This is a genomic window from Pedobacter ginsengisoli (genome assembly GCF_030244015.1).
In the GTDB taxonomy this organism is placed as follows: Bacteria; Bacteroidota; Bacteroidia; order Sphingobacteriales; family Sphingobacteriaceae; genus Pedobacter; species Pedobacter ginsengisoli.
In genome coordinates this window covers 138,999-163,594 of sequence record NZ_JASSYX010000002.1, presented here as the reverse complement: position 1 = coordinate 163,594, position 24,596 = coordinate 138,999, and the positions used below count along the sequence as shown (strand labels likewise).

Sequence of the window (24,596 nt, the reverse complement as noted above, 5' to 3'; positions counted from 1 at the left end):
TTTTCTGCTTTAAGAATGGTAACACTTATTCTGCCTTCAGCTGCAGCTGGGAAACGACCTCTTTTGGTGCTACAAATTTGTATTCGATCTTGTCATCGTCTTTTACTTTTTGTACACCCTCGAGCAGGATTTTATCGTTTTTGGAGATTCCTGAAGAAACGATATAGAGATCGGGAATCTTGCTGCCAATCGTGAGCTCCCGGGAATGCACGGCATGATCTTTCCCGACCACAAAGGCATATATCTTGTCCTGGATCTCATAGGTAGCTTTTTGAGGAATGATCATTGCACTTTTAAGTGGTACAGACATCCTTACTTTGCCGGTTTCTCCGTTTTTCAGCAGCTGATCGGGGTTGGGAAACTTTGCCCTGAAGGCAATATTGCCTGTTTCACTGTCAAATTCGCTTTCTATGGTTTCTACATCGCCCTTCGACCGGAACAATTGGTTGTTGGCCAAAAGGAGGCTTACTTTGTTACTTCCGCGACCGCTTACATTGGTTTTGTAATCCAGGTATTCTGGTTCCGATACGTTGAAATAGGCAAACATCTGCCCATTATCCGACAGGCTGGTCAGCAGTTCTCCTTCATCGATCAGACTGCCCAGTTTTTTCGGGATGCGGTCGATGGTCCCGTCAAACGGGGCCCGGATCTCCGTTGCAGAAAGATGAAATTTTGCCAGCGACAGTTCAGCTTTGGCCTGATCGAGTTTCGCATTGGCCATAGCCAGTTCATTTTTGGAAACTACGTTTTTGTCTGCCAGTAATTTGGTGTTCTGCAGTTCGATTTCTGAGGCCCTGACTTCTGCAGCCGATTTTTGCATTTCCGCTTCATACATTTTCGGCACGATGCGGAAAAGCAGCTGACCTGCTTTGACCGGCTGGCCTTCGTCTACATAAATATTCTGGAGAAATCCTTTTTCCAGGGCCCTGACCTCGATATTCCGTACCGATCTGATCTGGGAAACGTACTCTTTAGTGACCGAGGTATCCATGACCATGGGACTCGTCACTGTAAAGCTACCTGCTTCTTCTTTTTCTTCTTTTTGGGATGTACAACTGCTGTGGCACAATACCGCACACAAGCTCGCGAGCATTACAATTCTCTTCATAATATTAAAAATGGTTTTTAACGATTCAGTAATCCGGAACCAGCGATTCCGGCAGTAAAAGATGGAAACAGTTTAGAACAAACTGTCTTTACTGAGGATCATATCCTTAACACCCTTTGCAGGATATATTTATAAGAGGAAGTGTAAGATAAATGCCAGCAAAAGGGCAAGCTGCTTTTAAGAAAGCTGTAGCAATAAAGTGAAATGGAGGCTAGGATAATGAAGCAGATGACCGGAGGCATATATTTCCTGGAAGATGCTAGATCTTCATCATCTTCAATACCGATTAGGTCTTCCTTTTTTTCAGTCAGGCCATTATTTTTAGAAAGCTTGAGACCAGGACCAGCATGTTCAGGTTTGATATGCTGCAATTTTTCAAGACGCGGGGTGCTGCCATAAACATCACCATGTCCTTTTAACACAAAGAGACACAGAGATAAGAAAAATACAATGGCAACTCTCATATTCGAGCGCAAAAATAATATTAGCCATGAAAGTTATCGTACGCTTAACATTTTTTAACCGTCATAATTTTGTCAACAATTGACCGGCACATTTCCACTGTGGCTCACTTCCTTAGTCTATTTATGAGTAGGTCAGAAGCACAAAAACGATATCGAAACAAATTAATTCTTAAGCTATTTGTTCAATTTTTGTCTTAGCAATAAAAAAGAAAACCTCATCGTGCTATATCTCAATTATTTAACACATTTTCACAAATACTAATAAAAAGATGCTGCACATTTGAACTGGGAATTCAATTAAAGTTATGCAAATCATGTCAATCAAAAGCTGGGTTCAATTGTCCCTGATCGTCAGGTCAATTATCAGCGATACATCAATTAAAGTATTCATCTTAAAAATATAATCCTCCCTGTTACAGGAAAAAGGCCCGGAACCTGTATAAAGAAAATCAGGCAATATATGTTAATCTAAAATTTACATTATGAACAACATTAAAAAAACAGTATTGGGGACGCTCATTGGATTGCTGGTGTTTGGTATCAGTGCGTATACAACCCGAAAAAAGAACATGGTTTTTAGGTATTATAAAACAGATATATCCAGTTACCCAAGTGCGAATGATCCACAGGGTTATCAATATTTTTCTGATGACAGGTGTGAAGGTGGAGGCAGCTTGTGCTCTGCTCAATGGGATATAGGATCAAATCCGGCGCCTGGCGAAGGGGACTTCCTGCCCTTAACTGGTGTCATTTTCAAATCAAATTCCGTAATAGCCGGTCATTTTGAGTAACAAATAGCAGAGGGCACTTATTTTAGTCTCCTCTGCTATACCTAACGCTCGTTTTGCACTATCCCACCGAGTGTAACTTCTTGCTCAGGAATAGGTAAGACATATCTTTTGTCTCGGGGCAACAATTGGTAGACCTGGCCGTCTAGTGTTCTTGTTAAAGTCACCGCAAACCTGCTGTCTCTGTTCAGGCGCCTCAGGTCTCCCCATCTGAGCCCTCTGAAGACCAGTTCCTTTCTCCTTTCTTTGAGGATAATGGACAACACAGCCTCTTGATCCTGCAGCACAATGTCCTGATACTTTCCTTTCCAGCGACTTCGCAAAAGTTTGTTCAGGTCTGAAAGCGCAGCACTGAGATTACCCGCTCTCACCTTGCATTCTGCCCTGATCAGGTATAGTTCATCCGTGGCCAGTCCGCCAAACAAATTTTTATCGCCGCTATAATTCCCTTTAAAAGTCATCCCTCCATTGGGAACCAGTTTGAAAAATATTACCCGCCGCAGGTCATCGCCAGCGTACATTGAAATCAAAGCCGGATCCACAATCAGCCTGGAAGCATTAAAAATGCCATAACTAAATGAACTGTGAAAGATGGTTTCCGTATTGAATCGTCCTATGGGATAAGCTGCATTGGTATTAAGTGTTGTATAGTCTATCAGCTCATTCTGAATCTGCAAAGCAGAGTCGGCGTAAACTCCTGCCTGATCATAATTTTCCATGCTCAGATAGGTTCGGGCAAGTAATGCGAATACAGCTTGTTTCGATGGTCTGGTTTTAGACAAGGGTGTTTTACCGAGTAATTGGCTTGCTTGTTTTAGATCCTTAATAATCTGGTCATATGTTTGTTGAACTGATGAACGTCTCACCTGGCTGTTTACATTAGATTCGGTTCGTAGCGGCAAACCCAGATCGGTATGAGCGGAAGCGGAAGTATACGGTTTACAATATTCCTGAGAAAGATTGAAAAAATCAAAGGAACGAAAAAACAGAGCACTTCCTTTTACATTGTTCCAGACCTGACGCTCCGCTGGTGAAGGCTTTATTTTTTCAATCCCTTCTAAAATCAGATTGGCCGTTAAAATTCTTTTATATCCCTGCTCCCAACCCGAACTTAGCTCCCCCTCATAAAACCGCTCAGTAGGAGCCCAAACATAAGCAGACTTTTCCTGCTTCGTAAAAAGGGAGCTCCAGGAAGCAAAGCTGATGTAAAAATCGCCAGCTGATATTTCACCAAGGCCTGATGGTTGTGACACATTAAATGTCTGGGTACTATTGTCCAACAGTGCCTGATAATCCATAATCGTTTCCGGTACCACCATTGATTTATCTGGTTTCGCATCGAGCCAGCTGTCATTACAGGACTGGCAGACTACCAGTGAACTCAATACAATTATAAGAAGAAACAAATGCCTGTTATACACTAAAATAATTCTTTAGGATTGATGCCAAGTGCCCTCGCAATAGTCAGAATGGTGGTCAGTTTTGGATTAATCTTCCCGGTTTCAATTCTAAAGATCTGTGAAAGTTCAATTTCTGCCAGATTAGCAAGCGCCTCCATTGACAAATCTTTTTCTTTCCTTATCCTGCGAAGATTATTGCCGAAATTCCTTAGCTCATCTGAATCATTCGATTGCAAAACCATATTCAAAGGTGCGATAGGAGCAGTAATAATAATTAGGCAGTTATGCCTAATTTCTGGATTTTTATCCAATAATTTGGAATTAAAAATCCACCTTCAGCCCAAAAGCGATGCTTCTGGGCTCCGGGCTCAGAAACCTGTCACTAAGAGGAACAAAGTCCGGATCCAGCCCAAAATCGTTTGCTTTCCAAATTATTCCCAGATTGTTGGCATAAAGATAGAGCCTGATGTGCCTCACAGGAATTTCGCGCCAATTGTTACGGTCAAGGTCAAAACCGAAACTGACATCCTGCAAGCGGATGTGATCACCCCTGGCCACTGTAGCTGAGGTATTGCTATAAAAACCGTCTCTAAAGGAATCAGCACCATATTCAGCCATCGAAGGTACACTGGTAAAAGCCTCGTCACCGGATTTCATCCAGCGGCCCGAAAAATCAGCGTTCATTGAACCGCCGGGACCGTTATACATCTGGTAATACTTTATGGAGGACTTTCTGAAATAGTATCCCAGTTTATAACTGATGTTAACACCCAAACTGAACCTTAAAAAAGTGAAAGTATTGCTCAGTCCGCCAAAGACAGTAGGTCTTGCAGAGCCATGGTACTGTAATTCATCTATCGTCGCTCTGTTAGTGATTTCATGATAATCTTTGCTAATTTCCCCCTCCAGATAACCTTGAGGATCCCCGGTCATCGGATCTAACCCAGCCCATTGAAAGCTATAAACACTATTAACTGGCCTGTTTTTTACCGGCCTGACACTGGCAGAACCAAGGTAATAAGTCACACCTGGTTCAATCAAATCGTAAGAACTCACCCAGTCGCGCACCGCGGAAAATAACAAACTGGTCTTCCATCCCAGCTTACCCCGAAAATTCTGCGCAGTTAGCACTACGTCAACGCCCCTGGCCTTCATTTTCGCATAGTTGCCCCGCAACACAGAGATCCCGGCATTGGATGGAAAGGCTTTATCGCCCAGTATATCAGAACCATTCTTAAAATAATACTCCAGCCGTCCGGTAAACAACTGGTTCCTAAGTTCAAAGTCCAAACCGAAATTGGCAATTCCTATCTTTTCCCATCTCAGTTCGGGGTTACCAATCTTCCCGATAACTGCATACGGCAACCCGGTAACCTTATCCAACCCTGAATGACCGAAAGTGGTCACTCCAGTGGCACTCTTATCAAGGTTCCCATTATAGCCGTATGAAGCACGAAGCTTTAATACCGGGAGCCAATCCAGATGGTAAAACTTCTCTTTGCCCAGGTGCCAAAGTCCACCAGCCGACCATAAAGGCACATACTTCTGATTGGTTTTCAATCCAAAATAATTTGATCCATCTACACGAGCGCTGCCTGATACCGTATATTTGCCATCAAGAGTATAAGCAGCATTGGCAAATGATGAACGGATTCTATCCACCTTTCCCAACTCTTCAAAATTTTCAAAGATACGGCCTGTACCCGAGGGATTCAAGTCAAAGATGGTGTTAGTATCCACTACAGATGGGTTTCCTTCAGACCTGTCATATCCATACTTAAACATTCTGTCCAGATCAGATTTAAATGAGGATATTTCATAACCAGCAATTGCAGAGACCGAATGCCGGCGCCAATCTTTTTGATAGCCCAGTTGCAATCTCAAGTTGTTCGAAACACCCCTTCCATCAGCAGTATACAAAATTCCTCCGACGGGAAGATTGTAGCCGGACACCTTGCCTGCACTCAAAATAGAGTATTGATTGATCATGTTCCTCGTCTGATAATCATCAATACCAGCATATCTGGCAGTTTTTTGGTCAACCTGCTGGTACTGATATTTCAATGCTGCACTTAACCCTTCAATAAACGTATACCGCAACGCAGTATTTATCCTCAGGTCGTTCTTTCCAATCTTAAACGGAGACCTACCTAGTTCATCCAGCGGCCTGTATGACCAGTCCATAAACCCTCTGTCCAAAGCATCCTGTTTATAAGCAGCACTAAAGTCCCTGTCAAAAACAGCAGGCTGGCCGTCCATATCTTTAAACCTCCTATAAGGCAGAAATTGAGTGGCAGAAGCGCTGTTCAAAGTGCTGTCCACCTTGGAATTCGACCTGATATAATACATCCCCGCCTCAATTTCCAGGTTCCTTAATGGCTTAAAAGTATTTTGACTGTTCAGCGTAAGTCTGTCGTTGTTGTTTGCGACCAGGCTGGCTAATCTCCTGTCATAACCGGCAGAAAAGAAGTGACTGCGCTTAGCTGAACCGCCACTCAGCGACAGCGCATATTGCTGGGCAATCTGATTGCGGTAAAAATACTTTAGCTCGTCGTTCCTAATGTCGTTGCCACGAAGGGCATTCAACTGCCTGCTGGTCTCAGCTGCAGACTGTCCTTTACGCTGCCTATCCAGGATCTGCACGACAGGAGACACTACCGGATACCTTGTTACGTCAGTCAATGCGGCATCGTACTTCCCATTGTCGAACAGAAAAGTTTCTACGTCAATAAAATCTGATGAAGTGATGTAATTTGGATTATAAAAAAGATCAGGCTTCGCCGAAACAGTCAGGTTTGTATTAAAAGATATGCTTAAAGGCTGCCTCATCTTTCCTCTTTTTGTATCTATCACAATGACCCCATTTCCGGCCCTCACGCCCCATATCGAAGCAGCAGCGGCATCTTTGAGTACTGTAATGCCGGCAACATCATTTGGGTTGATCGAATTAAAGTCACCGTTAAAAGGAAAATTATCGAGAACGACCAATGGCTGGTCATCGGCATAGATGGTACTCCTGCCGCGAATGGAAAAATCAAAATTTCCGGGATAATTGTTGCGGGTATTCCTGTTAAAAAGTAAGCCGGAAGTAATTCCCTCCAGTTTGCTAAAGGTTTCGCTGCTCACCCGTCTGTCCAGTTGCTTTTTGTCTACCAATGCAAAACTGCCTGTAGCGCGTTCTTTTGGTACCTGCTGATATCCTGTACTTACAATTTCAACTTCCTGCAATTCCCTGGCGACCAAAACCTGTTCACCCGTGTTCTTTGCAGCAGTCGGTATCTTTGGCGTCAGACTAATCGATTTAGTTTTGTCATTAACGAGATATTCAATGGACAGCCGATTTAACACTTCTCTTACTACTTCCTTTGGATCAGCATTTTTGAAATCCGCATCAATAACCTGGTCTGCATCTATTACTTCCTCGCTCCAGATCACCCTGTATCCGGTTTGCTTTTTAAGTTCTTTAAAAAGCCATGCAAGCGTTACTTTTTTCTTCGTGTAATTTAATTTCTGAGCAGAGACACACACATTCAGCAGCAACAATGCCGACACCATAAAAACCGCAATCAACCGCATTATCTACTTAATTCCCGCTTCGAATGAATATACTTTTATTTGTTCCCTTAACCATTTTTCAACCCTGGTTTTCATTTTTTGAAGATACTGATTAAAAAAATAAAAAAGCAATGAGAATAATTAATGTGTTCCCGGTATGCTAAGTTCATACTTCTATCCTGATACCTTAGTGATACTATATCCTCATAGTCTTATCATAATCCTTCCAACATCGTTGCAAGGTGGTTGGATGGTCCGGCGGATTGTGCAACCTCTCCGCAACGCTGGCCAAGTGTTGGTTTATTGAATAGCTGGTAATAGCATCACATCGGTAACAATAAGGCCGCAGAGAGGCATTCCGCCTACACATCAGCAGAATTATCAGACAGGCAGCGCATTATTTTTTTGAACAGTTCATCCGGGAGAAAGGGTTTGGTCACAACATCGTTGAGCCCGGCCTGTCTGACGTCTTCCTCTATTTCATCTGGAAGATTGGCCGTAAGCGCTATTATCGGTATGGTGACCCCATTGGCCCGCATTGTTCTTGCAGATTCATATCCATCCATCAGCGGCATTTGCAAGTCCATTAAAACCAGCTTGTGCCGGTTCAAATCTATAGCGTTCAGTGCCTCCTGTCCATTGACAGCCACATCTACCACGGCGCCCCAGGCGGTCAGAAAGTTTTGAGCAACCAGCACATTCATTGGATTATCTTCTACCAGGAGGATAGCTATGTCCTGAAGTGGCTTTTCTTTAGGGGATGGCAACAGCACATCCGGGTTGTTTTGTTTGACCGCATTTAAGCTTCTTTCAAAAATTTGATTGAAGTAAAATACAGATCCCTCTCCTTCTTTGCTGATCAAATGCAGGGTCGCTCCCTGAAGTTCTAAAATCCTTTTGCAAATGGCAAGTCCCAAGCCAGTACCGCCGAAGCTTCTCGAAGTCGAGGAATCCGCCTGGGTAAACCGCTGAAAAATAATTTTCTGATCCTCGGCTGAAATGCCGATACCTGTGTCTCTGACCTCCATCTTTAAGTTAAGGTATTTTTCCGTACGGCTTATGATTTTGATACTTACCGATACGGAACCTTTTATGGTAAATTTTATTGCATTGTGGACCAGGTTGCTCAGCACTTGAAAAGTTCGCGTGGGATCGCCCAGCACATGTTCACGCAGGTCGGGATCAATTTCAAGGTTCAGCGCAATGTGTTTATTTTCCGCATCTGCTTTGAGACCGGCAATTACATTGTCAGCGATGCCGGCCAGATCCATATCTATGTGCTCAAATGATACTTTGCCTGCTTCAATCTTGTTGTAGTCCAAAATATCGTTTACAATTGTCAGCAAATGATTTGCAGAAAAAAGCATCACGTCGAATTGTTTCACCTGGTCCTCACGTGGATCATTTCTTAGCAGAAGATGGCTCAGGCCAATTACTGAATTGAGAGGCGTACGGATCTCATGGCTCATGGTACTCAAAAATTCACTCTTCGCTTTCAGTCCCTGTTCTGCCTGCTGCCTGGCCTTTTTTAATTCAAAAGAGACTTTATGTGAAAGAACCAGGGATTGCAAAAAGAAAAAACCAATGTATCCGATAAAACTAAGCCCCTGCATTTGTGGAATGAAAGACCAGTAATGAAGCAGGGTAATGGTAAAAACAGACATTACTGCCGCCGAGCTGGCAAGTGCGTATACTGCTCCGGGCCGTTTCTTTTGATAGGCCTTAAAATACACATACGGTGTATACACAATACAAAAAAGCATGATCACCAAAAATGGGTTGATCAGTTGGGTGAAGAAAGCAGGTGAAAGGAAAATGGAAGCTGCTGTAAATGAAAAACACATCAGACTTATGGTTTCAACTACTTTTTTACTTACGTCTTCCGGATATAAATACCGGGTGTAAAGCCCAAACAGGCCAATGCCCAGAAACAAACTAGTGTATTCGAGGCGGACGGTAATGAACCAGTCGAGATTGGGCATAATGGTGTGAAGGACGTAATTGTCTATGCCGATGATTCGGTAACAGTAAACGATAGAATACAGCGAGAATAGTAAGATCGCTTTATCCCGGTTGCCAAGCAGATACAGTCCAAGAAAGAAAAGACCGCCCATGAATAAACAACCGGTCAATATCAGATCGATCGCCACCGATTGCTGCCTCCCCAGTTCGACCGCGGTTTTTTCGCCGATATAAATCGGTTTTTTTATTCCGCCTTTATTGTGCACAAAATTCGCTATCTGCAAAATGAGGTGAAGCGTATCCATGTTGTTATCAACGTCAAAGGCCTGGTACTGCCAGTGGGGTATGAAGCGTTCGGGTGTTGTACCCACTTTCCCGTTTGCCGCCACCTGCTTTCCATTTACAAAGAGCCTGTACGCAGTATAGGCATCGGGCATACTCACACGCAGCTCTTTCCTTTTTTTTGGCAGCAGCACTGTAAGTCTATAACTGGCATAGCCGAATCCAGGCAATCTTTTACCATTTAATACATAATTTCGCCACATAAAGGGGAATTCGACCAGTACTCCAGGACTGTCAACCCGATCATTGGGTCTAAGAAGCCGTTGCCAATAGAACTCCCACTCGCCGTTAAGTGCGACCTGTTCATCAAAAGTCTCTTGCCTGAGATCCAGCAGCCCGCGTTTTGCTGTGGGTACCGTAACAGAGCCGAAGGCACAGCCATAAAATATGGCGTTACTTAAAAGCAATAAAAAACGAATATAACTGAGAGTTCTGATCTTCATTAGAAATTATTAAGCGTTCAATTTGCTAACAAACAGGGAGTGATTAAAACATATGGATATTAACTGCTAAGATAAAGAATTATCCCCGAGAAAAGATGTAAAAAAAGGGGTTGAATTAGATTCAACCCCTCCAATGACTAACCATAACTGGACTGGCCATTAAATTAACGCTCTCGATACAAAAATATATAACTTTTTTCGAATTATACAAATCATAACTAAGTTTTTTTTATTTGTTTATCGCGCCTTCCAGTTTTGAATAATCTTCCGGATGAAAGACCTGCAACTAATAACCCCTAAGATTTGCCATTAAAGTTGTACAGAGAAGCCTCTTTCCATTTAATGTACCCCAGCATATCACATTGCGCTGTCACCAGCGAGCTGACGTGCTCAGGCACATCGTTCACAATCTTCCAGCGGACACTGTATTTGCTGTTGTAGCTCATATAGATCACCACATCCTCAAACATTGGCTCCACTGACTTCAGGTCCTTGAGATGAATACTTTCAAGCTCAGCGGCCAGGCGTTTAAGCCTTTCATTCATTACTTTTGCCAGCGGAACGGCTGGCTTTGCATCTTGTTCTATAATCGGGAGTACGGTAACGGTCATCTATCTAATATCTCGGAATACTACAAATATTAGCAAAAGTAATCAATTCCTGAATAGGAATTGACACCAACAGGTAAATAATTAAAAAATCAACCTGAGAAGCTAAATATAGTTTATTTTTACATACCTGATTTATAGTCCGCCCATGAAGTTCAATCCCTTAGCCTTTATCATCAACATCGTTATACCGCTTGCAATCGGAGTTCTTGGCGGCTTTTTTACTGCCCATTCTGTCAAAACCTGGTATCCCACCCTTGCAAAACCTGCATTCAATCCGCCCGACTGGATCTTTGCACCAGTATGGACTACACTGTACATCCTCATCGGGATCTCAGCCTACCTGGTCTGGCAGAAAAGAAAAGAGATTTTACATTTTCCGCGCACGATTGCCATTTATCTCATGCAGCTGATCTTAAACCTGATGTGGTCTTTCATTTTCTTTTATGCACATCAGATTGGCGTCGCACTTGTGGAAATCGTGCTGCTTTTGGTCATCGTCATCATCAATGCCCGGGTATTTTACAAAGTTGATAAAACTGCAGGGCTGTTGTTTGTTCCATACATACTATGGGTCGGCTTTGCCACTCTGCTTACTGCGAGCATCTTTAGCTTAAACTAACCATAAACCCTCAAGATGTGACCCCTATAATGAAACTGCTGATATTTGCCCTTACCCTTTTTGCATTGCCCCTGCATGCTCAAAAGGTTGGATTGGTATTGAGCGGCGGCGGAGCCAAAGGGTTGGCACACATCGGCATTATAAAAGCACTTGAAGAGAACAATATCCCGATAGATTACATTACGGGCACTTCTATGGGAGGCATTGTGGGTGCCATGTACGCAGCTGGATACTCGCCCAACCAGATTGAAATGGTAGCACTGAGTACAGATTTTCAGGATTGGGTCAGCGGCAGGTACAACAGCGATTTCAGTTTCTTTTTTCAAAAGAAAAGCACAAACCCGTCGGTGCTTACCGCCAAGCTTTCCGTAGATTCCAATCTAAGGCTGAGCTTCCGGTCTAACCTGATCAATGATATCCCGTTAAATTTTGCGCTGATGGAGCTGTTTTCACAAGCTTCTGCGATCGCAAAAGACAATTTCGATCATCTCTTTGTTCCCTACCGGTGTATGGTCTCAGATGTATTTTCCCAAACCAGTATCACGGTAGCAAAGGGAAGTCTGGCAGAGGCAGTCAGGGCGACAATGACTGTTCCGCTCATCTACCGCCCCATCAAACTGGACGATAAATATGTTTTTGACGGTGGACTTTATAATAATTTTCCGGCCGATATTATGAAAAAAGACTTTAAGCCGGATGTGATCATCGGCTCAAATGTAAGCGCCAAAAATTACAATGAATATCCCAAAAATGACGATGACCGGCTGATGAACCGGCTTATGAGGTTTATGTTCCTTTCCAAATCCGACTCTACACTTATTGGAGAAAACGGGATTTACATACAACCCGATCTAAAAAACTACTCCGCCACCAATTTCAATCCTGTAGCAGATCTCATTAAACAGGGATATGATGCAACAATAGCTGAAATGCCGCAGATTAAGGAAAGAATAGCCAGAAGGATAAGTATTAATGAGATCATGAGCCGGAGAAATGCATTTAACAAAAAGAAACCGAGCCTGGTGTTTAGCGGAGTAACAGTAACCGGAGTAAACAGTGATCAAAAAAGATATGTAGAACGGTTGTTTAGACATGATAAAAAGGTTTTCGATCTGGGCGACATCAAGCAGGGCTACTATAAACTCGTAGCCGATGAGACCTTTGAAACCGTCTATCCAAAAATAGTTTACCACCCTGCATCAGACAGCTATAATTTTGAGATCGCCGCACGTCCGCAAAAAAGTTTTAAAATAGATTTCGGTGGTAATATAGCAACGCGGCCCATCAGCAATGTTTTCCTGGGAGCACAATACCATTACCTGAACAGGAAGTCCTACACTTTTGGAGCAAATCTTTATTCGGGGAGATTTTACGAATCGGTCCAGTTAAATGGCAGGATTGATTATCCTTCCCGGCTACCGTTGTTCCTTGCGGCAGAACTGACCTACAATCACTTTGATTATTACAATACAAGTTCCATTTTTATAGAAAACCCACATCCTACCTATATTGAACAGGCAGACAGAAAAGTAGAACTCAAGATTGGTTTCCCTCTTAATAGAAATACAAGGGTTATCCTAAGCTCGGCATTCATCAATAATTTCGACCGTTATAGTCCGAGCAGCCGGTTTTCCCTTGGTGATATACTGGATAAGACCGTATTCAACGGTTCCCGCTCGACATTGACATTTGAACAAAACACTTTCAATCGTAAACAGTATCCCAACCGGGGAAGAAACTTTTTGCTGAGTTTGAATTACTATACAGGACGCGAAAGTTATACTCCGGGAAATATCAGGGACGAACAAAACGTCACATTAGCTGCTGACAAGAACCCCACAACAAAAAAAAGCCGGGAGTGGCTTAATCTCAAAATCAGCGATGACAACTATTTTTTGAGAGGCCGCAGATACGCTCTTGGATACCTTCTCGAAGGTGTTTTTTCAAATCAGCCACTATTTTCCAACTATTATTCCACACTGCTGTCGGCCCCTGCGTTTTATCCGCTTCAGGACAGCAAATCCATATTCCTGGAAAACTTCAGGGCTACCAGTTATCTTGCCGGAGGGATAAAAAACGTGTACAAAATAAAACGGAACCTGGATCTGAGATTGGAAGGTTATGCGTTCCTGCCTTATGAAAAATTTGGAAAGATTGATTTTCAGGGGATCGGACATCGAAAGGCATTGACTACGTGGCAATATGCCGCTACTGCCGGCCTGGTATATCATACCCCTGTTGGTCCGGTTAGTCTGAGTTATAATATATATGATGATCCCATAAAAAGAAACGGTGTTTTATTACATTTGGGGTATCTGATTTACAATAAACGATCTATAGAATGAAAACCATATACCTGCTGATCTTACTTTTGCTGTGCATCGCTCCGGGCTTCGCCCAAACTGCAGAGATCAATAATTTTATAGTAAAGGAAAGCCTGCTCAAAAACAGCAAGCTGGCCATTATAGCTACCGACTCGCTGGAAAACCCACTGGAAAAGATTAACGGAGTCTATACATTTACAGTAAGCGGTTTCACGCAGGAAGTCAAATTTAATGACGGAGTCGCCATACTGCCCCTCCAACTGGAGCGTTCTGCTTTTGTATACATCAAACATCAAAATGATAAAGGAACACATAGTAAGTTGCTCTACGTGTATAAAAAGGATGGTACACTAAACCCTTATGCAATCAATAGCTTCTGGCTCATACTTTTCCCTGTCATTGTTATATTGCTGGCCTTCCTGTTCAGAAAATTCATCATAGTAGCAGTGATCATATTGCTGATTTTCATCTATTTCAACCACAGCAGCGGAATGAACCTGTCCACTTTCTTTGAAACAATATTTGACGGATTAAAAAACTTGTTTTAAAAAGGCATTCCTATGCCAAAATTGTATTGTACAAAACGGTAACTGTCTGGTGCATTTGCTGCATCATAGGCTCTTCTAAAGTCCTTACCTCCGTTTAGGAACTTACAGATGACCCACTGGTCTGATCCCTGGAACTGTGGATCTTTAAGCTTAATACCGACGTCAAAACGGAATACGAAATACTGCACATCATACCTGAATCCAAAACCTGTTCCCAGTGCGATCTGTTTACCCAGCTTTTTGATATCAAAATAAGTTTCGCTGTAGTCGCTCCTGTTGGAAGAAGCGTTCCAAACGTTTCCGGCATCCAGGAACACGGCCCCTTTTAGTTTAGCGCCAAAGAATTTGTTCAACAATTTATACCGGTATTCAAGGTTGGCTTCAATATGCATGTCGCCGAGCTGATCTATCCCATAAAAAGCCTTTCTGGCAGCGGTATCTGTAATCCTTTCGCCTCTGTTGTAATTACCCGGTCCAAGGGTCCTGGCCTGCCATGCCCGCACTCCGCTGGAGCCACCGGCAAAAAACAGCTTTTCAAAAGGGAGGGCAATTGAATTTCCATAGGCATAACCTATACCGGCATTTATCCTCGATACCATTTGCCGTTCGCCGCCCAAACTTTTATACCACCTGAAGTCAACCTCAGGTCTCAGGTACTGATTGAAGGGCAGCCCCAATATGGTCGCAAAATCTTCGTTCTTTGGGTCATGCTGGGCACCGCCGATTTTTGAAGCCAGCTGAAGCATATTTCCTGCCATATCCATGCTCGCCCTGAGGTAGATGAAATTGTTATTTTCCAGTAACCTGTTTGCATTCATTGAAAAAACATACTTAATACCAAGTGTAATGTTTTTCCTGTCCAGCAAGTTGATGCTATAACGGTTGGCTTCTGCAAGCTTTTTGTTTTCTATAACAGTCGTATCCAGAAGCAGGCTACCAAATCTGTACTCAAAATTCAACGGTGTAAGGGAATGATATTTAGACTTTGATTCTACAAATTCATAAGTCACCGAATTTAGAAACACCTGCCTGCTAAATGCCTCTGTATTCAGTGCATACACATAACTGGTAGAAAAAATGGTATGCGGCATACCACCCCTTCTGCCCGGCCTTGCCGTAATAAAAGGTATCATTAACCTGGGTACGCTCAAATTGGCACTCAAAGAAAAATCGCGCTGATTGATGTCGCTGAACAAGCCACTACCATCTCCTATCCGGGACTGCAGCCCTCCTTTGACTTGAAATTCAAAACGCTCCGCCCCTCTGAACAGGTTATTATTTGAATAAGTATTGCTCAAATTAAAGCCCACCGTGTTGCCGTTAAAAGGTATTTCGCCCTCTATCCGGTTGCTCATGATTTTTTGAGGGATGAGTTTAATGACAGGCAACACCTTGTTTGAGCTGTCCTGTGCTTTGTTGTAGTCTATCTTAACGTTCTTAAAGACATTGAGTTCATACATTCTGTCGTAGGTAAGCTGCTCATTCCTGATGTCATAATAATCCGGTGAGTATAAAAAATTATACCTTACGATCGGGTTTCTCCTGAATTTCCCCGACAGGTCGGTATACCTGATGTCCCTGAACACCCGGCTATTGGCAACTATAGTATCCGGAAAACCATCTGCATCCGGTGCAATGATCACATTTGCTTCGCCTATATTGTACTTAACATGGGCAGACTGATCGGCTGGATTGTCAATAATCAAGGTCACTTTAGCCATGCTCGCATTGGAGTTGGAATCTATGGAGTATTTCACATATGGCCTCGAAAAATCAAAATAACCGTTCTCCCGCATCAGCTGATAAATCTGATCACGCTCATAACTTAGTGAATCTTCATCGATCCGGAGACCTTCTTTAAGGTGTGTAAATGCTGATTTTTTGGACAAATAGATGTTTTTTACTACTGTATCAGGAATTTCATAGTCTATCTTACTGACTTTAAAAGCCGGGCCCTGTTCTGCCTCAAAATATACTAAGGCTCGCTGCTTTTTCACGGTTATCGTTGATTTCACCCTGGCATTAAAATATCCTTTACTGTTCAAAAACCGCTCTATCTGATTTCTGGAGATCTCTACCAGCGTACTGTCCAGTATCGGTGGAGGCGTGCCCAGTGGTTTAATGCCACTCGTCTTATATCGTCCGTTTTTAGTATTAAAGATGTTATAAATGAGCACATTGACCCCTATTGTTGATGTAGGGCGAATGTCTTTCTGAATATAATTATAAGCCTCCTCTTCGAAAATCTTGTCGACACTGTCTATCTTGACCCTTTTTACGATGGACTGATAGTCTTCAATATACTTTGTTGACGAGCATCCTACGACAAAAACAAGAATAAATAGTAATATTGCACCATACAGGATATTGCTTTTATAATTATAGTATGCTTTCAAAATCTCAGATCAGTTTTATAAAATCATTACATCAAAAAAAGTACCGTAAAGAAAATGGGATATTTATTATTGAAGGTATAAAATCTATTACAGAGTTTATTCATTCGCCATACCAGGTCCACAGCATATATTATCTGCCCCAATATCAATCTTTACTTCCAAAATTGCCTGCAAATATAAAGTTATTTGAAGTAAACAACGCTGAACTGGATAAGATTAGTACACTACAGGCCCCGCAGGGAATTTTAGCATTGGTAAACACTCCAAAAAATCCTGTTTTATCTGTTTCTGAACTTGCTGGCAGCTTTTCACTGGTACTGGACGGTGTTCAGGACCCGGGCAATCTCGGCACGATCATCCGCACTGCCGACTGGTTTGGGTTCGGGCAGGTCATTTGCTCGCCTTCCACCGTCGAAGTGTACAATCCTAAAACCGTTCAGGCCACCATGGGTTCATTGAGCAGGGTCAATGTATTTTATGAAAACCTGCGCACCTTGCTCTCTGCGGTCAAACTTCCGGTTTTCGGAGCAGTGTTAAATGGCAACCACATTTATAATACAGATTGGGGTAAGGAAGGGTTGGTTATTCTTGGCAATGAAGGCCAGGGAATATCCCCTGAAATCATGGATCTGATCAGCCATCCGGTGACCATTCCACGTATAGGCGGTGCAGAATCACTCAATGTCGCTGTATCCGCTGCAATATTATGTGCTGACATCAGCAGAAATTTACAGAAATAAATTGCATAGTAAGTATTAATTGCTATTTTTGCAGCCTGAATTTTAACAGGGTCGAGTGGCCGAGTGGCTAGGCAGAGGTCTGCAAAACCTCGTACAGCGGTTCGAATCCGCTCTCGACCTCCAGATTTAATACTTTAAATTAAAAAGACATGGCAGTTACCAGATTAAAAAGAAAAGACAGAAGGAACAAGACTTTCGCAAAACAAGATGTGAAAAACTTGAAGTTAGCTACTAATATAGAATTAGGTAGCCGATCACAACAATCGACTAAAGATCAGTTGGCTAAAAACAATGCGGTTTTACTTCAATTGACTGCAAAAGCCTAAACCTGGTTTAGAGGGAAAGACATAAGGCACTCTGCTAAAGCAGGGTGCCTTTTTTCGTTTATTCTTCATTTATTAAACCATTAACCAGGCTTTTCCACTGCGGATAAGAAAACCCGATCTTAGCGGTCCAGCCGACAAAAGCATTCCGGACATTATCCAGAACGTGTCCTGTATCCGTGTTTGGAGTTTCATTTCGGCCATGCTCTTCAGCATATATCGTATTTTCAATGCGTTTCACCTGGAAGGTAGATGTGGCCTGATCGGTTAGAAAATGTGCGATATGCGCATCTTCATTTAGCGGATTTGCTGCAGGCCGGACAGTCATTGTGAGTATTTCAGCCCCATCTCGTATTTCTTCTCTGATTTGCTCAACCACTACCCAGTCATAACCACTGCCTGTTTTGGTCCCGGGACCGGGAATATCTATTTTTAGATAATCGCCTTCCACAACACTCCGGTGAACCTCATTCCCGTGGCAATCGGTAAGCCTGAATGTCGATAAGGGTACTCCCGCTACTTCAGCCCAGCGATTCACATCCAGCAAACGCATTTTAACTGTCCTAAAAAAATGTATGGCCTCGGCTTCCGATGGCAATTCTATTTTCTCCACAGCATTCATTTCAGTGCCAATCTGCTGAGGGGGAACATACTCCTCTCCGGGTTTATTTTCAGTGCTTTTTTTCATCTGCCTGTCTGTTATTGAAAAAACTCTCTATCTGGTTGAAAATCAATACCGGAACTTAACCGGACATTAAAACAACAATCAGGATTCGAATTGGTTCAGGATTTCAAACCAAATCCAGGCCAGTCTTTTTCACAGCGCCTTCAATTTACTCAAATAGGTCAGCAGAATTAATAACATACATATTAAAAGGACTGAAGCCGCTTGCCCGATATACTTAACAGGCATTTAATTTCAAAAGCACTAAGCTTTTTTGACCAGCTCTTTGCAGATGGCTTTGATCAGGCCCGGACCTTCATAGATAAAGCCTGTATACAACTGAACCAGTGAGGCGCCGGCATCCAGCTTATCTTTTGCATCCTGAGGGGAATGAATACCGCCTACTCCAATTATTGGAAATGCGTTATTTGATTTGACAGAAATATACCGGATCACTTCTGTCGAGCGAAGGGTCAAAGGTTTGCCGCTTAACCCGCCGGTCTCATTTTTGAGCTTTTCTGGTGTATACAGTCCATTCCTGTCTACAGTGGTATTGGTAGCAATAACTCCGGCAATTTTGGTTTCCATTACAATCTCCACAATGTCATCCAGTTGCTCATCAGTGAGGTCAGGTGCGATTTTTAAAAGAATTGGCCGGGATATCCCATTGATATCATTGCGTTGCTGGAGGGTATTTAAAAGCTCCGTGAGCGGCCCCTTTTCCTGCAGTTCACGCAGCCCGGGCGTATTGGGTGAGCTCACGTTAACCACGAAATAATCCACTACGTCAAAAAGCCTGTCGAAGCACTTGATGTAATCGCTGGTAGCCTGGTCGTTAGGTGTACTTTTGTTCTTACCGATATTCCCGCCTATGACAATGTCAGTGTTCTTTGACCGCAGCAATCTCAGGCGTTCTGCTAATGTATCTACCCCTTTATTGTTGAAACCCATCCGGTTAATGAGCGCACTGTCTGCCTCAAGTCTAAACATTCGCGGCTTATCATTACCCGGCTGGGGTAATGGGGTAACCGTACCGACCTCGATGAATCCAAAGCCCAGATCACTAAGCGCCTCTATATATTCGCCGTTCTTATCAAACCCGGCAGCAAGGCCAACAGGGTTTTTAAATTTAATGCCAAACACCTCACGTTCAAGCCCTTTAATGTTAACATCAAAACTGCCTCTCAGAATTGTGCTACCCAACGGAAAGTGATCATGAAACCATTTCAGGCGCTTCACCACAAAATAGTGTACTTTTTCCGGGTCAAATTTGAAGAATATGGGCTTAATCAAACGATACATAGCTACGAAGATAGGAAAAAAACGTATTTTTGCGCCCAAATGATTTCAATAAACGACTTAACATTTCTTATAGGCGCAAGGGCTTTATACGACGAAGCAGATTGGCACATAAAGCCAGGCGACAGGGTTGGATTAATAGGCGCCAACGGAACCGGAAAATCCACATTGCTTAAAATAATTGTCGGAGAATACGCTCCAACTTCCGGCAACATTTCTATGTCTAAGGACGTAAAAATCGGATACCTGAACCAGGATCTGCTTTCTTACGATTCCCACCATAGCATTTTACATGTCGCCATGGAGGCTTTTGAGCGTCAGAACCAGCTGCATGATGAAATCGAAGAATTATTAAAGAAAATTGAGACCGATTATTCAGAAGAGGTTTTAAATAAACTGAGCGACAAACAACAGGAATTTGAATCTCTGGATGGTTACAACATCGAATACAGGGCCAATGAGATCCTGGCAGGTCTGGGTTTCAGTACACAGGATCAGCACAGGCCGCTCAATACCTTTTCAGGAGGGTGGCGGATGCGTGTGATGCTGGCTAAGATCCTGTTGCAGACTCCTGATATTTTACTGCTGGATGAGCCGACCAACCACATGGACTTGCCTTCTATCAAATGGCTGGAAACTTATCTGGGCAGTTTTGAAGGTGCCATAGTGATCGTTTCCCATGACAGGTACTTCCTGGATAAAGTGGTGAACAAAATCGTAGAATCCCGCAAAGGAAAACTAACACCTTATGCAGGGAATTACAGCTTCTATCTTGAGGAAAAAGCATTGAGAGGCGAAATCCAGAAGGGAGAATTCAAAAATCAGCAGGCCAAGATCAAACAAGAGGAACGTCTCATCGAGCGTTTTAAAGCGAAGGCTTCCAAAGCTAAAATGGCGCAGTCAAGAATGAAAGCGCTGGATAAACTGGAACGTGTGGAAGATGTCGACGACGATAATCCCACAGTTAACTTTCAGTTTAAGTTTTCCAAACCTTCGGGGCGCCACGTTGTCAGGATTGAAAACGCCTACAAAAGCTATCCGAACATTGACATCCTGGCCAACGCGGAAGGCGTTATTGAAAAGGGTGACAAGATTGCGCTGATCGGCGCCAATGGTAAGGGTAAATCTACTTTGCTCAGAATTATTGCGGGTACCGAAGATTTCAAAGGAACGTGCGAGACCGGACACAATGTGACCACGACTTTCTTTGCCCAGCATCAGCTGGAATCCCTGCACCTGGAAAATACCATACTGGAAGAACTTCAGGCTTTTGCGCCTAAACATACAGACACGGAATTGCGCGGTATATTGGGCTGCTTCCTGTTTACCGGTGATGATGTATTTAAAAAAATAAGGGTACTTTCCGGTGGTGAAAAATCAAGGGTGGCACTTGCCAAATCGCTGACCACTGATTCCAATTTCCTGATCCTGGATGAGCCGACCAACCACCTCGATATCCAATCTGTAAATATCCTGATCCAGGCATTGCAGCAGTATGAAGGGACTTTTATTGCGGTTTCCCATGACAGGTATTTCCTGGACAATGTAGCCAACAAAATCTGGTTCATTGAAGACCAGGACATTAAGGAATATCCGGGGACTTATGCAGAATATGAGGAATGGAACAGCAAGAGACCTCCTGCAAAACCTTCAAACATCCCGGTTAGGCCGGACAAGGAAGTAAAAAAGGTAGAGGAAAAAAAGCCTGCGCCAGCCCCGGCTCCGGTAAACCAGCAGCAGCAACTGAAAAAACTGAACGATCAGCTGAAAAAGATCGAATCGGAGATCACGGCTTTTGAAGAAAACCTGAAAGCAATTGAAACTTTGCTTGCCGATGAGACTATTTATTCTGACGCCGGTAAGCTTGCCGAAGCAAACAACAAATACAAAGTTGCCAAACAACAGTTGGATGCGGCTCAGAATAGCTGGGAAGGCCTTGCATCTGAGATTATGGAACTGGAAAGCAAATGATAAAGGCTGGTTATATACTACTGTTGTGTTTTAGTGTACAAATTGCTGTGGCACAGAACCAGCAGTTTGTATACGACAACAAGGTATACCAGCCAAATATCAAAACTGTACAGTGCTATAACGCGCAAAAAGAGCAATCGATACCGGTTATTACGCTTAAATCGAATGAACAGCTCATATTTTCTTTTGATGACCTGAATGGCGGCAGCAAGAACTACTGGTATACGGTAGAACATTGCACATCTGACTGGAAGTCGTCACGACTGTCAATCCTCGATTATCTGGAAAGCCTTTCCGAAGACCGGATTACGGATTATAAATATTCCTTTGGTACGCTGCAAAAATATACGCATTACCGGCTCAGTCTTCCCAATAACCAGATTAAACCTAAGATATCAGGCAATTATTTGTTAAAGGTCTATGAAGAAGGGAATCAACAAAAACCGGTAATTTCCCAGCGGTTTTATGTAGTGGAGCAGATAGTAAATATTGGTATTGACGTGGTGGCAAGCACGCAGGTATCACTTCGCTTCAACCATCAAAAAGTCAACTTTACAATATTCCATAAAACACCCATACAAAACCCCTACACTGACCTGAAGGCTGTCGTGATGCAAAACGGCAACCCCCAGACGGCTATCCTGAATACCAAGCCTCAGTTTATCAAGCCAGGATCACTGGTGTACAACGAACTCAACAGCAATGATTTTCCTGCGGGAAATGAATTCAGGAAGTTTGACATCCGCAGCCTGCGCTTTAAGGCAGAAAACGTACAGGATATTATCAGAGATACTGCGGTCAATGTCATATTGTTCCAGGATGTCAACACCAATAAGGCGAAATACAGCAACCAGATAGATGAAAACGGAAGCTTTTTCATCAGGAATCAGGACGGCAGGGACAATGGCACAGAAAGCGATTACGCCAATGTCGCTTTTACCCTGAATGCCGTTCCCCCAACCCCGGACGGCGATGCTTATGTAGTGGGCCGCTTCAACGATTATCAGCTCAGCGAAGTCTCAAAACTCCATTTTGATTCCTCCAGAAAACGCTTCTACACCAACATCAAGTTAAAACAGGGTCTGTACGACTATAAGTACATATGGCTGAATAAAGAGACGAATAAAATAGATCAGACGATATTTGAAGGCTCTTTTTTTGAAACTGGCAATACCTACCAGGTATTTGCCTATTATAAAAAACCAGGCTCACGCTGGGAGGAGCTGATCGGCTACGGCGATATCAATACATTGAAGCGCTAGTTTAGGTTTCTCTCCTCAATATTAGTTACTTTTGCAACGCTATGAGTATAAAAGTAAAAAAACCGGAGGATTCCCATACCATCATGAATGAACTGGTATTGCCAAATGACACCAATACCCTGAACAATTTAATGGGGGGAAGACTACTGCACTGGATGGATATTGCGGCTGCTATTTCTGCTCAAAAACATTGCAACCGTATTGTGGTGACTGCCTCTGTAGACAATGTTTCTTTTAAACATCCCATTAAGCTTGGCGATGTAATTACCATCGAGGCAAAAGTAACCAGATCGTTTAATACTTCCGTTGAAGTAAGGCTGGATGTGTGGGCAGAGAACATTCCTTCTGGCAGCAGAGCAAAATCCAATGAGGCCTATTATACCTTTGTGGCGCTGGACAAGGAAGGAAAGACGGTACCCGTTCCCCAGCTGGAACCTGTAACGCCGGAAGAAAAAGATTTGTTTGACGGAGCCCTTCGCAGAAGGCAGCTGAGATTGATACTCAGCGGAAAAATGCAGCCGAATGATGCACTGGAATTGAAAGCATTGTTCTTTAAAGATTAGTAAACAAAAGAAGTTTCGATGACGACTTACACCACTTTGATCGTTTTAAGCGGACTGGTCATTTTTTCTTACTTATTTGACCTTGTTGCCAGCAAGACGAAATTACCTTCTGTAATGCTTCTATTATTGCTGGGCATCGGACTGCGCCTGCTGGTAGATAACCTGCAGGTTCAAACTTTTGATTTTTTAAAGATCCTGCCCGCACTGGGAACCGTTGGTCTGATACTGATTGTGTTTGAAGGCTCACTCGAACTCAAATACGATCCCGGCAAAAATAAAGTGATCAAAGGCGCATTCGCTTCAGCTGCCGTTATCCTTCTTATTACAGTTTCGGTCATCACTTTTATCATTTACCAGATCACGGGAAAAGACTTCCATACCTGTTTTTCAAATGCAATACCATTTAGTGTGATCAGTTCCGCAATAGCGATACCAACAGCAGGGCTGCTAAATAAAAAAAGTAAAGAGTTCATCATTTATGAGTCATCCTTTTCCGATATCCTCGGAATCGTATTATTCAATTTTACTGTATCCAACCCTCATATTTCTGTTTCCTCATTTACGGGACTGGCGCTAAGTACTTTCCTGATCCTTTTGGTATCGGTGGTCTCATGTGTCCTGCTGCTGTATGTAATGGGTAAGATTGCTCACCACATCAAGTTTTTCCTGATCATTTCCATATTGATCATGGTATATGCCATCGGCCAGTCTTACCATCTTTCCTCCCTGGTCCTGGTACTCTCGTTTGGACTGTTTTTAAACAATGCCGATACCATACGCCACGCCTGGTTCAGGGGTATATTTATTTATAAGAATCTATCTACCGACTTAACCCAGCTGCATCAGTTGAGTGCGGAGAGCGCTTTTATCATCAGGACTTTCTTCTTCGTGATCTTTGGTTTTACCATAAATATTCACCAGCTGGACGATCAGATTGTACTTGCCAACGGATTTATCCTGCTGGTAAGCATTTTTGTGATACGGCTGGTTTATTTAAAACTATTCAGAAAAGAAAACAGCGGACAGGAAATTTTCATTGCGCCCAGGGGACTAATTAGCATTCTTCTTTATTTCAATCTTCCCGAAGCCATCAAATTACCTGAAATAGGCACACCTTTTTTGTTTGTGGTGGTGCTGGGTACAAGCCTCGTGATGAGCATAGGACTGCTGACTTCCAAAAGAAAAAGAAAAGAAGTTCATAAAGCTGTGTAGTT

Annotated in this window: 20 protein-coding genes and 1 tRNA gene; 11 read left to right on the top strand and 10 right to left on the bottom strand. The window is 42.9% G+C overall.

What is annotated here, in order from left to right:
- Positions 1 to 25: 25 nt before the first annotated feature.
- Together QEP08_RS07910 and QEP08_RS07905 are read right to left on the bottom strand one after the other, a co-directional pair.
- Positions 26 to 1,108: an efflux RND transporter periplasmic adaptor subunit gene (locus QEP08_RS07910; RefSeq protein WP_285057129.1), complete on the bottom strand. Its 1,083-nt coding sequence runs from the start codon at positions 1,106 to 1,108 to the stop codon at positions 26 to 28.
- Positions 1,109 to 1,206: 98 nt separating this feature from the next.
- Positions 1,207 to 1,572 carry a hypothetical protein gene (locus QEP08_RS07905; RefSeq protein ID WP_285057128.1) on the bottom strand — a complete coding sequence of 122 codons (366 nt, stop codon included), beginning with the start codon at positions 1,570 to 1,572 and terminating at the stop codon, positions 1,207 to 1,209.
- Between the two features lie 482 nt (positions 1,573 to 2,054).
- On the opposite strand from QEP08_RS07905, the gene QEP08_RS07900 reads away from it, so the two are divergent.
- Positions 2,055 to 2,363 carry a hypothetical protein gene (locus tag QEP08_RS07900; RefSeq protein ID WP_285057127.1) on the top strand — a complete coding sequence of 103 codons (309 nt, stop codon included), beginning with the start codon at positions 2,055 to 2,057 and terminating at the stop codon, positions 2,361 to 2,363.
- 41 nt (positions 2,364 to 2,404) lie between these two features.
- Here QEP08_RS07900 and QEP08_RS07895 read toward each other — a convergent pair whose 3' ends face one another.
- The 5 genes from QEP08_RS07895 to QEP08_RS07875 form a co-directional block, all read right to left on the bottom strand.
- The gene (locus QEP08_RS07895; protein ID WP_285057125.1) at positions 2,405 to 3,745 is read right to left on the bottom strand and encodes a RagB/SusD family nutrient uptake outer membrane protein; all 1,341 of its coding nucleotides are present in this window, start codon (positions 3,743 to 3,745) and stop codon (positions 2,405 to 2,407) included.
- Between the two features lie 35 nt (positions 3,746 to 3,780).
- Complete coding sequence (locus tag QEP08_RS07890; protein ID WP_285057124.1) at positions 3,781 to 4,071, bottom strand: helix-turn-helix domain-containing protein; 291 nt, start codon at positions 4,069 to 4,071, stop codon at positions 3,781 to 3,783.
- 10 nt (positions 4,072 to 4,081) lie between these two features.
- Entirely contained in the window at positions 4,082 to 7,336 is a 3,255-nt protein-coding gene (locus QEP08_RS07885) for a SusC/RagA family TonB-linked outer membrane protein (RefSeq protein ID WP_285057122.1), read from the bottom strand.
- A gap of 341 nt (positions 7,337 to 7,677) precedes the next feature.
- Positions 7,678 to 10,062: an ATP-binding protein gene (locus QEP08_RS07880; RefSeq protein ID WP_285057120.1), complete on the bottom strand. Its 2,385-nt coding sequence runs from the start codon at positions 10,060 to 10,062 to the stop codon at positions 7,678 to 7,680.
- A gap of 296 nt (positions 10,063 to 10,358) precedes the next feature.
- Complete coding sequence (locus QEP08_RS07875; RefSeq protein WP_285057119.1) at positions 10,359 to 10,673, bottom strand: hypothetical protein; 315 nt, start codon at positions 10,671 to 10,673, stop codon at positions 10,359 to 10,361.
- A 145-nt stretch (positions 10,674 to 10,818) separates the two neighbouring features.
- Between QEP08_RS07875 and QEP08_RS07870 the strand changes: the two genes are divergently transcribed.
- From QEP08_RS07870 to QEP08_RS07860, 3 genes are read left to right on the top strand one after another with little or no spacing between them, the layout of a single operon-like run.
- Positions 10,819 to 11,292 (top strand): TspO/MBR family protein, encoded by a 474-nt coding sequence (locus tag QEP08_RS07870; RefSeq protein ID WP_285057117.1) that lies wholly within the window; start codon positions 10,819 to 10,821, stop codon positions 11,290 to 11,292.
- A 29-nt stretch (positions 11,293 to 11,321) separates the two neighbouring features.
- Complete coding sequence (locus QEP08_RS07865) at positions 11,322 to 13,637, top strand: patatin-like phospholipase family protein (protein ID WP_285057116.1); 2,316 nt, start codon at positions 11,322 to 11,324, stop codon at positions 13,635 to 13,637.
- The gene (locus QEP08_RS07860; RefSeq protein ID WP_285057115.1) at positions 13,634 to 14,164 is read left to right on the top strand and encodes a hypothetical protein; all 531 of its coding nucleotides are present in this window, start codon (positions 13,634 to 13,636) and stop codon (positions 14,162 to 14,164) included. Before QEP08_RS07865 ends, QEP08_RS07860 begins: the two co-directional genes overlap by 4 nt.
- Here QEP08_RS07860 and tamL read toward each other — a convergent pair.
- Positions 14,161 to 16,560, bottom strand: coding sequence for a translocation and assembly module lipoprotein TamL (gene tamL, locus QEP08_RS07855; protein WP_285057113.1), 2,400 nt, complete (start codon positions 16,558 to 16,560; stop codon positions 14,161 to 14,163). The genes QEP08_RS07860 and tamL overlap by 4 nt on opposite strands.
- On the opposite strand from tamL, the gene QEP08_RS07850 reads away from it, so the two are divergent.
- The 3 genes from QEP08_RS07850 to QEP08_RS07840 all read left to right on the top strand — a co-directional run bounded on the left by QEP08_RS07850 (position 16,551) and on the right by QEP08_RS07840 (position 17,626).
- Positions 16,551 to 17,300, top strand: coding sequence for a TrmH family RNA methyltransferase (locus QEP08_RS07850; protein ID WP_285057112.1), 750 nt, complete (start codon positions 16,551 to 16,553; stop codon positions 17,298 to 17,300). The two genes, tamL and QEP08_RS07850, sit on opposite strands and share 10 nt — an antisense overlap.
- Before the next feature lie 49 nt (positions 17,301 to 17,349).
- A tRNA-Cys gene (locus QEP08_RS07845) sits at positions 17,350 to 17,423 on the top strand.
- Between the two features lie 26 nt (positions 17,424 to 17,449).
- Complete coding sequence (locus tag QEP08_RS07840; protein ID WP_285057110.1) at positions 17,450 to 17,626, top strand: spore protein; 177 nt, start codon at positions 17,450 to 17,452, stop codon at positions 17,624 to 17,626.
- A 58-nt stretch (positions 17,627 to 17,684) separates the two neighbouring features.
- Here the strand turns inward: QEP08_RS07840 and QEP08_RS07835 are convergent, their stop codons facing one another.
- Together QEP08_RS07835 and QEP08_RS07830 are read right to left on the bottom strand one after the other, a co-directional pair.
- A complete protein-coding gene (locus QEP08_RS07835; RefSeq protein ID WP_285057109.1) occupies positions 17,685 to 18,311 on the bottom strand; it encodes a hypothetical protein in 627 nt (208 codons plus the stop codon).
- Positions 18,312 to 18,551: 240 nt separating this feature from the next.
- Positions 18,552 to 19,589: a quinone-dependent dihydroorotate dehydrogenase gene (locus tag QEP08_RS07830; protein ID WP_285057107.1), complete on the bottom strand. Its 1,038-nt coding sequence runs from the start codon at positions 19,587 to 19,589 to the stop codon at positions 18,552 to 18,554.
- Between the two features lie 39 nt (positions 19,590 to 19,628).
- On the opposite strand from QEP08_RS07830, the gene QEP08_RS07825 reads away from it, so the two are divergent.
- Genes QEP08_RS07825 through QEP08_RS07810 form a run of 4 tightly spaced genes read left to right on the top strand, consistent with a single transcriptional unit; the run spans position 19,629 to position 24,594 of the window.
- A complete protein-coding gene (locus QEP08_RS07825) occupies positions 19,629 to 21,557 on the top strand; it encodes an ABC-F family ATP-binding cassette domain-containing protein (protein WP_285057105.1) in 1,929 nt (642 codons plus the stop codon).
- Positions 21,554 to 22,819: a type IX secretion system plug protein gene (locus tag QEP08_RS07820; RefSeq protein WP_285057103.1), complete on the top strand. Its 1,266-nt coding sequence runs from the start codon at positions 21,554 to 21,556 to the stop codon at positions 22,817 to 22,819. Before QEP08_RS07825 ends, QEP08_RS07820 begins: the two co-directional genes overlap by 4 nt.
- 41 nt (positions 22,820 to 22,860) lie before the next feature.
- Positions 22,861 to 23,382, top strand: a complete 522-nt coding sequence (locus QEP08_RS07815; protein ID WP_285057101.1) for an acyl-CoA thioesterase — start codon at positions 22,861 to 22,863, stop codon at positions 23,380 to 23,382.
- Positions 23,383 to 23,400: 18 nt separating this feature from the next.
- The gene (locus QEP08_RS07810; RefSeq protein WP_285057099.1) at positions 23,401 to 24,594 is read left to right on the top strand and encodes a cation:proton antiporter; all 1,194 of its coding nucleotides are present in this window, start codon (positions 23,401 to 23,403) and stop codon (positions 24,592 to 24,594) included.
- The last annotated feature ends 2 nt before the right edge of the window (positions 24,595 to 24,596 follow it).